The organism is Lolliginicoccus suaedae (genome assembly GCF_008312885.1).
Lineage (GTDB): Bacteria > Actinomycetota > Actinomycetes > Mycobacteriales > Mycobacteriaceae > Lolliginicoccus > Lolliginicoccus suaedae.
The window spans coordinates 400877-413501 of sequence record NZ_VSSO01000003.1 but is presented as its reverse complement, the minus strand read 5'-3'; the positions used below and the strand labels follow the sequence as shown (position 1 = coordinate 413501).

The window sequence follows — 12625 nt, the reverse complement described above, 5'->3', positions numbered from 1 at the left end:
ATGAGGAAAACCTCACGAATGTGTGTCACCCTGGGCTCAGGCCGCATCGAGCCGCGCACCCACGGAGTGCCGCCGGACCCTCGTGCTCAGCCACCTTGACCTTCCCCAGCACACCCCGCACCGGAGCAGCACATGACCTTGAGCGATCACCCCTACGCCCGCGAAGCCGCCACGGCCCACCGCCACCCAGGCCGCACGATGGTCGATGACTTCCGGGCCGGCACCCGCTACGCGATCGCGTTCGGCGGGCAAGGCTCCGACTGGCTCCCTGCCCTCGCCGAGCTCGCCCATGACTCCGGCGCCACCGCCGAGCTCGCCGAGCTCGTGGAGCAGGCCAACACGCTGATCACGCCGCTCGCCGATGACCTGCTCGCCATCCGCCCTGCTTTCGCCCCCATCGCGTGGCTGCCCGGAGCAAACCCGTCGGCAGCGCCCAGCCAGAACCACAACGCGCAAGGACCCACCGCGCAGGAGGCCAGGGGAGCGGCATTGTCTCTGCCGGGAATCCTGCTCGTGCAGCTCGCCACGCTGCGCCTGCTCGCCCTCGAGGGCCTCGACACCCGCGCGATCCCGCCCGTTGCCACCGCCGGGCATTCCCAGGGCGCCCTCGCCGCGGAGGCCGTGCGCCACCACGGCGAGCGCGACGCCGAGATACTCGCGATCGCCCAGCTCATCGGTGCCGCAGCCACCCTCGTAGGCCGCCGCCGCGGACTGCGCGGGCACGGCGAGCATCCCGCCATGGTGTCGATCTCCCGCGTCGATCCCGCCTTCATCGCCAGCGTCGTGGCCGAGCTCGCTGAGGGCCTGCACCCGGCCCAGGCGCCCGTAGTCTCGCTGCGCAACGGTCGCCGCCGCTGCGTGGTGTCCGGCCCGCCCGCCCAGCTCGACCGCCTGCGCCGCCGCCTCGCCGCCATCACCGCCGAGCAGCGCGCCGAGCGCGATGCCCGCACCCGTGGTGGTGCGATCCTTGATCCTGCCGTCGAGCCCGTGCATGCCGAGGTTGCGTTCCACCACCCGGTGATGGCCGAAGCTGTTGACCTCGTGACCGACTGGGCCGCCGACTGCGACCTCGACACCGATCTCGCCCGCAGCCTCGCCACCATCGCGCTCGTTGACCCCGTCGACTGGGTGCGCGACATCGAAGCCCTCGGCGAGGCGGGTGCCACCTGGATCCTCGACATCACCCCCGGTGATGGCCTTGCTCGGATGACCAGCTCCATCACCCGCGGACTCGGCGTCGAGGTCATTGCCGCGAGCACCCGGGGCGGGCACCGCAACCTCTTCACCCCCGGTGCCGCGCCCCGCCCCGCGCCCGCGTGGAGCACCTTCGCACCAGCCCCCATCCGGCTGCCCGATGGCCGCAACGCCGTGGAGACGCGCTTCACCCGCCTGACCGGTCGCTCACCGATCATCCTCGCCGGGATGACCCCCACCACGGTGGACACCGCGATCGTCGCGGCAGCCGCCAACGCCGGGCACTGGTCCGAGCTTGCCGGGGGAGGGCAGGTCACCGCCGAGATCCTGCAGGACCGCATCACCGAGCTCGCCGCCGCCCTCGAGCCGGGCCGCGCCGCGCAGTTCAACGCCCTCTACCTCGACCCGTACCTGTGGAAGCTGCAAGTGGGCGCGCGCCGCCTCCTGCAGAAGCACCGCGAAGCCGGGGCGCCCATCGACGGCATCACCATCACCGCAGGCATCCCCGAGCTCGATGAGGCACTGGGGCTGATCCGCGACCTCACCGCGTCGGGCATCACCCACATCGCGTTCAAGCCTGGCACCACCGCACAGATCCGCGCCGTCATCCGTATTGCCGCCGAGGTCCCCGAGCAGCCACTGATCGTGCAGATCGAGGGCGGCAAGGCCGGCGGGCACCACTCGTGGGAAGACCTCGACGACCTGCTCATCGACACCTACGCCGAGCTGCGCGCCCGGCCCAACATCGTGATCGCCGTCGGCGGTGGCATCGGCACCCCGGAGCGGGCCGCCGAATACCTCACCGGCACGTGGTCGCGCGTCCACGGCTTCCCGGCCATGCCGATCGACGCCGTCCTCATCGGCACCGCGGCCATGGCAGCGCGCGAGGCCACCACCTCGCCCGACGTCAAGCGCCTCCTCGTCAACACCTCCGGCACCGAGCAGTGGATCGGCGCTGGCCGTTCCACCTCCGGCATGGCATCGGGCCGCAGCCAGCTCGGCGCGGACATCCACGAGATCGACAACGCCGCGTCCCGCTGCGGACGACTCCTCGACACTGTCGCCGGGGATGCGGCCGCCGTCACCGCTCGCCGCGACGAGATCATCACCGCCCTCGCCGCCACCGCCAAGCCCTACTTCGGCGATCTCGCCACCATGACCTACCAGCAGTGGCTCGAGCGATACATCGAGCTCACCGTCGGCAACACCGCGCCCCGCTGGGACCTCGGCACCGACCTCGGCGCGGCCTGCGATGAGTCGTGGCGCTCGGTGTGGACCGACCCCACCTGGAAGGACCGCTTCGCGGCGATGCTGCGCCGGGCCGAGGCCCGCCTGAACCCGCAGGACCGTGGCAGGTTCGCCTCCCGCCTCGCCGACCCCACCGCCCCCGCATCCGCCTCGACGAGCGCCCAGCCGTCGCGCCTCGAATGGCCGCACGCCACCATCGGCGCGCTGCTCCAGGCATACCCGGGCGCCGCCAGCACCGCCCTGCACCCCGGCGACGTGCCGTTCTTCCTGCACCTGTGCCGGCAGCCCGGCAAGCCGGTGCCGTTCGTGCCGATCATCGACGCGGACGTGCGCCGCTGGTGGCGCTCGGATTCGCTGTGGCAGGCCCACGATCCCCGCTACACCGCTGACCAGGTGTGCGTCATCCCCGGCCCGGTCTCGGTCGCGGGCATCACCGCCGCGGATGAGCCCATCGCGGACATTCTCGGCCGCTTCGAGACGGCCACGTTCGCGGCCCTGCGTGCCCCGGCCACGCCTGCCATCAGCCGCCGCCGCGTGCCGCACCCGTCCCCGCTGGGCGTCCTGCTCGCTGCCCCCGACGTCGCGTGGGGCAACCGTCGCATCGCGAACCCGCTGCGCCGACTCGCCCCAGCGCACCAGTGGCGACTGCTCGATGAGGGCATCGCCACCGAGCCAATGTCCGGCGCCACCGCTCGCCTCGTCGATGACCGCACCATCGTCCTCGATGTGCCCATGAGCCGCCGCGCGCCGGCCGGGCTGGCGCTGCGCTTCACCATCCCGGCGTCGTGCATCGACGGTGGCGTGCCGCTCGTCACCCGCCAGGACACCGTCTCCGGGATGCGGAGCTTGCTGCGCCTCGCCGGGGGAGGACCGGAGCTGCCGCCCGCGCCGCGCGGCACCGCCAGCCTTGGCGCGTCCCTGGTGCCCGAGGTGTTCGCCGACCATGCCTCCGTCACCGCGCTCGATCTCGGCGCGCACCGCGTGCCCACCAGTGCCCCTGATGCGCTCGTCGGGGCCTGCTGGCCAGCGATCTTCGCGGTCCTCGGTACCGCCCGCACGCCTGGTGGTGACCCGGTCATCGAGGGGTTGCTCGACCTCGTGCATCTCGACCACCACCTCGAGCTCGTCGCCGAGCCGCCCTCCGAGCCGACGTCGATCCAGGTGACCGCCACGCTCCGGTCCGTCACCGACACCACCGTGGGGCGTGTCATCGACGTCGAGGCGCGCATCGACACTGTGCCCGCGCGCGGCGTCCACCGCATCCCGCTCGCCACGCTGCGGGAGCGCTTCGCCATCCGCCACCGCACCGGGGCTGCGCCGCTCGATCCTGCCAGCCCCGTCACCGCTCAGGGCGTCACCGCGGGCGAGACCACCACCACGCCCCGCACGGTGCTGCGCCGAGCCACGCTCACCGCCCCGCGTGACATGAGCGCTTTCGCCCGCATCAGCGGCGACCACAATCCCATCCACACCAGCCCCGCTGCTGCCGCGCTCGCCGGTCTTGACGGGCCCATCGTGCACGGCATGTGGCTCTCCGCCGCCGTGCAGCACCTTCTCGGCGCCGAGGATCTCGGCAGCGAGCACCGCGACATCCCACGCGTCTCCGCCTGGACGGCCCGGTTCCTCGCCCCCGTCGCCCCCGGCAGCTCCCTCGACGTCACCATCGAGCGCACCGGCACTAGCAACGGCGCCACCCTCGTCGAGGCCACCTGCCGTGCCGACGGAACCCCCGTCCTCATCGCCACCGCACGGCTGCAGCCGCCCCGCACCGTCTACGCCTTCCCCGGCCAGGGCATCCAGCACAAGGGCATGGGCATGGCCGCGATGGCCACATCGCCCGCCGCCCGCGCCGTCTGGGAGCGGGCCGACGCCCACACCCGCGAGGCGCTCGGCTTCTCCGTCCTCGCCGTGGTGCGCGACAACCCCACCCGGCTGCGTGCCCGTGGAATCGAGCACCACCACCCCGACGGGGTCCTCTACCTCACCCAGTTCACCCAGGTGGCCATGGCCACCCTCGCCGTCGCGCAGGTAGCCAGCCTCCGGGAGGCCGGGGTGCTCGTCGACGACGCCCTCTTCTGCGGCCACTCCGTCGGTGAGTACACCGCGCTCGCTGCCATCGCCGAGGTGCTGCCGCTCGAAGTGGTCCTCGACGTGGTGTTCCGCCGCGGCTCCGCGATGCATGCCCTCGTCCCGCGCGACGCAGCCGGACGCAGCGACTACCGCCTCGCCGCGATCCGCCCAGCCCAGGCAGGCATCGCCGATGATGACGTCGCCGCGTTCATCGCCCGCACCGCCACCGAGACGGGCGAGTTCCTGCAGGTCGTCAACTACAACCTGCGGGGCAGCCAGTACGCCATCGCCGGCACCGTCGCCGGGCTCGAGGCTCTCGAGCAGCGCATCGACGAGCGTCGTGCCCAGCACGGCGGCAAGCGCGCGTTCATCCTCGTCCCTGGCATCGACGTGCCCTTCCACTCCGATGTGCTGCGCCCCGGCGTGCCCGAGTTCCGGCAGCACCTCGACGAGCTCGTGCCCCACGGCATCGACCCCGCCGTGCTCATCGGCCGCTACATCCCCAACCTGGTGCCGCGCCTGTTCAGCCTCAACCGTGGCTTCATCGCCGAGATCGCTGAACTCGTCGACAGCGAGCCCCTCGACCGCGCCCTCGACGACTACGAGAACGCGCTCGCCGACCCGTCCGCGCTGTGCCGCACCGTGCTCATCGAGCTGCTCGCCTGGCAGTTCGCGAGCCCCGTCCGCTGGATCGAGACCCAGGACCTGCTGTTCAGCGACGACCTCGGCCTCGAGCGGTTCATCGAGATCGGGGTCGGCGCCGCGCCCACTCTCGCCAACCTCGCCACCGGAACCCTGCGGGCCAGCGACCAGCACCCGACGCCGCGCGTGTGGAACTGCGAGCGCGACGCCGCCCTCGTCCTCGCGCAGGACGCCCCCGATACGACGGACGAGCCTGTCGAGACTGAAGCAGCTGAGGCTCCCCAGCCCGCGTCGCAGCAGCCCGTCGCCCAGCCCACCGTCCAGCCCTCCGGCTCGGTTTCCGCTACCCAGGACGCCCCGGACCTGCCCTACACCGCCGGTGACGCCGCCGTCGCGCTGATCGCGCTGTGGACCAAGACCCGGCCCGACCAGATCACCCCCGCCGACACCATCGAGGCCCTCTGCGACGGCGTCTCCTCCCGCCGCAACCAGGTGCTGCTCGACCTCGGCGCGGAACTCGGACTCGGCGCAATCGACGGCGCCGCCGAGGCCGCCATCCCGGCCCTGCGCGGCACCGTCGAGCGGCTCGCCCGCTCCTACAAGCCCCTCGGGCCTGTCCTCGCCGACGCCGTCACCGACAACCTGCGCCGCGCCCTCGGCCCCACCGGCAAGCGCCCCTCCCACATCGCCGACCACGTCACCGGGACCTGGCAGCTCGGCCCCGGCTGGGTGCACCACGTCTCGGCGGAGCTTGCCCTCGCCACCCGCGAGGGAAGCAGCGCCCGCAGCGGCGATCTGGCCACCATTGACGCCACCACCGCCGACGCGATGGTCGACGCCGCGATCACCGCGGTCGCCAGCCGAGCAGGGCTCACCGTCGCCCGCCCCGCTGCTACCAGCAGCACCGCAGTCGATCCGGCAGCGGCGGCCGCGCTCACCGAGGCCCTCACCGGCCCCGACGGCGTGCTCGCCACCACCGCCCGGCACCTCCTCGCGAAGCTCGGCCACGACACCGCCACCGCCCAGGCAACGGACGACGACAGCGCTGCCAGTGACCGAGCCCTCCTCGATCTCATGGCCCGCGAGCTCGGCACCGACTGGCCCCGCATCGTCGCGCCCGCCTTCGACTCCGCCCGCGCCGTGCAGCTCGACGACCGCTGGGCCAGCGCCCGCGAGGACCTCGCCCGCATGTGGCAGGACGGCGCGCAGGCCAGCGGCCGGTTCGACGGAGCAGGGGAGGCCGTGGCACGGCAAGCCCACTGGTGGGCCACCCAGGCGCGGCAGCACGAGCGCCCCGCCCTCGCTGAGGCCTACCTGCGCATCGCCCATCAAGCAACCATGAGCACCAAGGGCGCATGGTCCGGGGAGATCGCCGTCGTCACCGGAGCCAGCGCGGGATCCATCGCCGCCGCCGTCACCGCCGAGCTCCTTTCCGGAGGCGCCACCGTCATCGCCACCACCTCGCGCCTCGATGACACCCGGCTGCGCTTCTACCGCGACCTCTACCAGCAGCACGCCCGTCCCGGCGCAAACCTGTGGATCGTGCCCGCCAACCTCGCCTCCTACAGCGACGTTGACGCGCTCATCGACTGGATCGGCACCGAGCAGCGCGCCACCGTCGGCGCGACCACCACCCTCGTCAAGCCTGCCCTGGTGCCCACACTGCTGTTCCCGTTCGCCGCGCCCCCCGTCCACGGCTCCCTCGCCGACGCCGGACCGCGCGCCGAGACCCAGGCCCGCGTGCTGCTGTGGTCGGTGGAGCGGCTCATCGCCGGGCTCGGCACCCTCGGCGCCACCACCGACATCGACGGGCGCCTCCATGTGGTGCTGCCGGGCTCCCCGAACCGTGGCATCTTCGGCGGCGACGGTGCCTACGGCGAGGCCAAGGCCGCCCTCGATGCGATCGTCGCGAAATGGCGCTCCGAGCGGTCCTGGTCGCAGCGCATCACTCTCGTCCATGCGCTGATCGGCTGGGTTCGCGGCACCGGCCTCATGGCGCAGAACGATCCGCTCGTCGACGCCGTCGAGGACGCCGGGGTGCGCACTTGGTCTGCTACCGGCATGGCCCGCGCGCTGCTCGACGCCTGCACCACGGAAGCGCGCGAGCAAGCCCGGTCCGCCGTGCTCGCCCGCGACCTCACCGGCGGTCTCGCCGACGCTGACCTCGACCTCGCCGAGCTCGCCCGCGCTGCGGCCGACTCATCTGCCGAAGGGTCGATGACTGCGGAGGCTGTGGAACCTGACCACCTCATCGCCGCGCTCCCGCCCGCCCCCAGCGCACCCGCCCTCCAGCGACCGACGTGGGGCACCGTTGGCCTCGACCCCGCCGACATGATCGTCATCGTCGGCACCGGCGAGCTCGGCCCCTACGGCTCATCCCGCACCCGCCACCAGATGGAGGTCACCGGCGAGCTCTCCGCCGCCGGAGTCGTCGAGCTCGCGTGGAGCACCGGCCTGATCACCTGGGAGGACGACCCCCAGCCCGGTTGGACCGACACCGCCACCGGCGACCACGTCCCCGAGGAGGAGATCGCCGACCGCTACCACGACACCATCCTCGCCCATTGCGGCATCCGCACCTACGAGGACGACGGTGCCCTCCAGGACGGCAGCATCCCGCTGCTCGTCTCCGTCTACCTCGACGAGGACCTGCCCTTCACCGTCGGCGCCCGAGCCCAGGCCGAGGCCTTCCGCGACGCCGACCCCGCCCACACCACCATCACCGAGCTGCCCAGCGGCGAATGGCGCGTCACCCGCAAGGCCGGCACCGAGATCCGCGTGCCCCGCCGAGCACGACTCACCCGCAGCGTCGGCGCGCAGATCCCCACCGGCTTCGACCCCACCCGCTGGGGCATCCCCGCCGACATGGTCGCCGCCCTCGACCGCGTCGCCGTATGGAACCTCATCACCACCGTCGATGCGTTCCTCGGCTCCGGGTTCACCCCCGCCGAGCTGCTCCGCTGGGTGCACCCCGCCGACGTCGCCAACACCCAGGGCGTCGGCATCGGCGGAATGCAATCCATGCGATCCCTCTACGTCGACGCGCTGCTCGGCGAGCCCCGGCCCAACGACATCCTCCAGGAGGCGCTGCCCAACGTCATCGCCGCGCACGTCGTGCAGTCCTACATCGGCAGCTACGGCGACATGCTGCACCCCGTCGCCGCCTGCGCCACCGCCGCCGTCTCCGTCTCCGAGGCTGCCGACAAGATCCGCCTCGGCCGCGCCAGCATCGTCGTCGCTGGTGGCTTCGACGACCTCGGCCCGGAAGGCATCACCGGCTTCGGCGACATGAACGCCACCGCCCGCACCAGCGACATGCTCGCCAAGGGCATAGATCCAGGCCGCTTCTCCCGCGCCAACGACCGCCGCCGCGGCGGATTCGTCGAGGCACACGGCGGCGGCACCCTCATCCTCGCCCGTGGCGACATCGCCGCCGACCTCGGACTGCCCGTGCACGGGGTCATCGCCTGGGCCGGGACGTTCGCCGACGGCATCCACACCTCCATCCCCGCGCCCGGCATCGGAGCCACCAGCGCCGCCCGTGGCCGAACCAGCTCCGAGCTGCACCGCGCCCTCGCCAAGCACGGTCTCGCCCCCGATGACATCGCGGTGATCTCCAAGCACGACACCTCCACCCACGCCAACGACCCCAACGAGGCCGAGCTGCACGAGACCATCGCCAGCGCGCTCGGGCGAGACCCCGGCAACCCGATGTTCGTCATCTCCCAGAAGACCCTCACCGGTCACGCCAAGGGCGGTGCCGCAGCCTTCCAGATGATCGGGCTCTGCCAGGTCCTCCGCGGCGGAGCGATACCACCCAACCGCAGCCTCGACTGCGTCGACGACGTCCTCGCCGAGCACGGCCGACTCGTCTGGCCGCGACAGACCCTCCAGCTCGGCGACACCATGCCGCTGCGTGCCGGGCTCGTCACCAGCCTCGGCTTCGGGCACGTCTCCGCGCTCGTCGCCATCGCGCATCCCGAGGCGTTCCTCCAGGCCCTCGGAGCAGCCGCCGACGACTACCTCGACCGGGCCACCCAGCGCCAGCTCGACGGGCAGCGCAGGCTCCTCGCCGCCCAGTGCGGGCAAGCCACCCTCTACACCCGGCCCGCTGACCGGCGCATCCCCGGCGACTCCCGCGCCCACGAGACCGCCATGCTGCTCGACCCCGCCGCGCGCATCGGCGGTAGTGCAGGTGATCGGTCCCGCGCAGGCGGGCAGTCTCGGGCAGGTGAGCGGCGATGAGCACCACCGCTGTGCGGGGCATCGGCTTCGACCTCGTCGATGTGCCCGCCTTCGCCGAGCAGCTCGCCCGCCCCGGCACCACCATGCTGGGCAACTTCACCCCGGCCGAGCGACGGCACGCCGCTGGTGGCACGGCGGGAGTGGAAACTTCTCCCGCCCTGAGCGGAGAAAGTTTCCACTCGCGGGCGGTTGGTGGAAGCTCGGGTGGCTCGGGGCCCGCGAGCGGCGCGGACAGCCATGCCCGCCACCTCGCGGCGCGGTGGGCGGCGAAGGAAGCACTCATCAAGGCATGGTCGGGGTCCCGCTTCGGTCGGCCCCGCTTGCTCGAAGCCGTTGACTACCGGGACATCGAGGTCGTCACCGATCACGATGGGCGCCCGCGCATCGTCCTGCACGGGCCCATCGCCGAGCACCTGCGCGGCGCCACCATCCACGTCTCGCTCACCCACGACGGTGACACCGCCGGCGCGTTCGTCATCATCGAGGGGTAGGAGGGCGGCGGGGGCGCTGGTGCGCCCTCGCCGCCCTCGGTTGTGCGAGGTTTTGCACCCTCCAAGCGCGCGCGGAGGGTGCATTCGGTAACACTTCCGAAGCGCGGCCACCAGCCCCGCCAGCCGAAACCACCCGCCAGCCGAAACCACCCGACAGCGCCGGGCCGCCAGCGCACCGCCACCTACCGCCGGGTGCGGTGGCGGATCTCGCGCTCGGTGGCCTTGAGGTAGGCGTTGAGCATGCGCTTGAGCTCGATGATCGCCTCGGGGTGTGATTGCCCGTCGCGGACGGCGAAGTTGAGCATGGAGTAGACCATGTGCACGCAGACTTCGGCGATCTTCTGGATGTACTCGGCGCTGGCGGTGGGCACCAGCGGCGCGATCACCTTGGCGGCCTGCTGGGCAAGGGTGCGCTCGTAGATGACGGCGGTGGCGCGGGTGGCCGGAGTCGATTGCACGGCGTGCCACACAGCGCGGCGGGAGGGGTCGTGCAGCCAGAGATTGGCGAGGTGATCGAGGAACCGATCGAGGAGCTGCTGCCATTGCAGCGCTGGCACTTCCTCGGCGAAGGCGGCGAGCTCGCGCTGGACGGCGACGAGGTCGTGGCGGTCGAGCTCGCAGACGATGACGTACTTGTTGGCGAAGAACTGGTAGAGGGTGCCGATGGGCACGGCGGCGCGCTGCGCCACCTCCTCGCAGGTGAAGGATTCGAATCCGACCTCGACGAGGAGCTCGCGGGCGGCGGCGAGAATGGCCTCGAACTTGCGGCGGCTGCGTTCCTGGGCGGGGCGGCGCCGGGGGAGCAGTTCCTCGGGCGCGCCGGTGGGCTCGGGGATCGTCGCGATCGCCCGAGCGCCGCCGGTGTGCTTGCTCGCTGCTGCCTCCACGCCCCGAAGGATATAGGGGTTGGCAATCTCGCGCGGCAGCGTCATGGGTGCAGGGCTGCGCTGGGCGTCATACTCCGAGGTCGCGGCGGAGCTTGGCGACATGCCCGGTGGCGCGGACGTTGTACTGCGCGGCGGCGATGGTGCCTTCCTCGTCGACGAGGAAGGTGGAGCGGATGACGCCCTGGACGGTCTTGCCGTACATCTTCTTCTCCCCGAAGGCGCCCCATGCGGCGAGGGTCTCCTTGGTGGGATCGGAGAGCAGCGGGAAGGTGAGGCCTTGCTCGTCGCGGAATTTGGCGAGCTTGGCGGGCTTGTCGGGGGAGACGCCGAGGACGTCGATGCCCTGGCCCTCGAGCTCGGCGAGGTTGTCGCGGAAGTCGCAGGCCTGCTTGGTGCAGCCGGGAGTGCTGGCGGCAGGGTAGAAGTACACGATGACCTTGCGGCCCGCGTAGTCGCTGAGGGATACGGTCTTGCCATCGGCGTCGGGCAGCTCGAGGTGGGGGGCGGTGTCGCCCACGGTCAGCCGGGTGTTCTCGCTCATGCCTTGCAACACTAGGCGACGCGCGCGGCTGGCGTCATGCGGGCCTGCCTGGGTGTTTTTCGGCGGTGCGTCCGCCATGATCGGGACTGGTGTTCTAACGTAGGTGCCGACAGACTTTCCAGCTGATGGAGGACACGTGTCCAGAAACCCCGAAAGCATTGAGCGTGACATTGAACGTGCTCGGGAGCAGCTTGCGAGCACGCTTGACGAGTTGGTGGTGCGGGCTGATCCGCGTCGTGCCATGGACACCGTGAAGGCGCGCGTGGTGGCGAAGTCGGAGGAGCCGGAGGTGCGGATGGCGGTTGCCGGAGTGGGCGTGCTGTTCGTGCTGTTCGTGCTGTGGCGGATCTTCCGCTGATACGAGTGTTCACCAAGCGGGCAGCCGGATGGTTGCCCGCTTGTCGTCTTTCCGGGGGTTCCGGGGACTTTCCACGGGTTCCGGGCGATGGCCTGGCCGGGAGTGTCGGGCAGCGCCGTCGTGCTTGGGCTGGGGCTAGCGGGAGCGCCAGTGCTGGACGCCGAGGGCGATGAGGCGGAGCTGCTTCTCGCCGCGCTGGAGGATGTCGCGCTCCTCGGCGGGGTTGCGGCGGTCGGCGCGCAGCAGGTGGTCGATGAAGTCGAGGATGGTGGCGGTGATGAGGTCAGCGACCCATTCGATGTCGTCGAAGTCCCAGTCGCGCATGGCGGGGGCCCGGCTGAGGTCGGCGGCGAGCTCGCGGCCGAAGATGCGGATCTCGGTAGCGATGGCGCGCCGGATCTCGGGAGCCCCTCCGTAGCGTTCCTGGGTGAGGAAGCGGAATTCCCGCTCGTGGTCGCGCACCTGGCGGACCACGATGGTCAGCGAGGCCTCGATGGCGAGCGCGTCGGTGTGGCGGCGGGCGTCGCGGAGGATCTGGCGCAGGGCCTTGGCGCTCATCTCGACGAGGTTGACGCCGAGGTGCTCCATGGAATCGAAATGCCGGTAGAAGGCGGTGGGGACGATGCCGACGGCACGGGTGACCTCCCGCAAGGACACGCTCGAGAAGCTGCGGTCATCGAGTAGTTCCAATGTCCCGTCGAGGAGTGCCTGGCGGGTCCGTTCCTTGCGTTCGGTTCTGCTTCCGGGCCCTGTCACGAGGATAAGTCTAGGGTGAGCGGCGGCGGTGCACGCATGAGCACTGTCATGTGGATCACGCGGGCAGCTGTTGACAGTGGGGGAGAACCACCCCCAGACTATTGGGTGTACAGACGTTCACTGAAAGTTCGGGCTTGGGTTCGTGTACGGAACCGGGCCTAAGGTTCAGCAACGATGAGGAGATCCCTGTGAC

The 12625-nt window shown here is 71.5% G+C and carries 6 protein-coding genes; 3 read left to right on the top strand and 3 right to left on the bottom strand.

The window, feature by feature from the left end:
• The first annotated feature begins 132 nt into the window (after positions 1-132).
• Both FXO18_RS10995 and FXO18_RS10990 read left to right on the top strand, forming a co-directional pair.
• Entirely contained in the window at positions 133-9399 is a 9267-nt protein-coding gene (locus FXO18_RS10995) for a fatty acid synthase subunit beta domain-containing protein (protein ID WP_407936465.1), read from the top strand.
• Positions 9396-9890 (top strand): holo-ACP synthase, encoded by a 495-nt coding sequence (locus FXO18_RS10990; RefSeq protein ID WP_149361144.1) that lies wholly within the window; start codon positions 9396-9398, stop codon positions 9888-9890. Before FXO18_RS10995 ends, FXO18_RS10990 begins: the two co-directional genes overlap by 4 nt.
• Positions 9891-10072: 182 nt before the next feature.
• On the opposite strand, the gene FXO18_RS10985 is transcribed toward FXO18_RS10990, so the two are convergent.
• Together FXO18_RS10985 and bcp are read right to left on the bottom strand one after the other, a co-directional pair.
• A complete protein-coding gene (locus FXO18_RS10985) occupies positions 10073-10777 on the bottom strand; it encodes a TetR family transcriptional regulator (protein WP_407936464.1) in 705 nt (234 codons plus the stop codon).
• Positions 10778-10844: 67 nt separating this feature from the next.
• Positions 10845-11318, bottom strand: a complete 474-nt coding sequence (bcp, locus tag FXO18_RS10980; RefSeq protein WP_149361142.1) for a thioredoxin-dependent thiol peroxidase — start codon at positions 11316-11318, stop codon at positions 10845-10847.
• Positions 11319-11454: 136 nt separating this feature from the next.
• On the opposite strand from bcp, the gene FXO18_RS10975 reads away from it, so the two are divergent.
• Positions 11455-11676: a DUF3618 domain-containing protein gene (locus tag FXO18_RS10975; RefSeq protein ID WP_149361141.1), complete on the top strand. Its 222-nt coding sequence runs from the start codon at positions 11455-11457 to the stop codon at positions 11674-11676.
• 135 nt (positions 11677-11811) lie between these two features.
• Here the strand turns inward: FXO18_RS10975 and FXO18_RS10970 are convergent, their stop codons facing one another.
• Positions 11812-12432 (bottom strand): TetR family transcriptional regulator, encoded by a 621-nt coding sequence (locus FXO18_RS10970; protein ID WP_149361140.1) that lies wholly within the window; start codon positions 12430-12432, stop codon positions 11812-11814.
• Between the last annotated feature and the right edge of the window lie 193 nt (positions 12433-12625).

Excerpts from the sequence above, each read along its gene's own strand:
- FXO18_RS10990 (WP_149361144.1), top strand. The coding sequence starts at position 9,396 with ATGAGCACCACCGCTGTGCGGGGCATCGGCTTCGACCTCGTCGATGTG.
- FXO18_RS10995 (WP_407936465.1), top strand. The coding sequence starts at position 133 with ATGACCTTGAGCGATCACCCCTACGCCCGCGAAGCCGCCACGGCCCAC.
- bcp (WP_149361142.1), bottom strand. The coding sequence starts at position 11,318 with ATGAGCGAGAACACCCGGCTGACCGTGGGCGACACCGCCCCCCACCTC.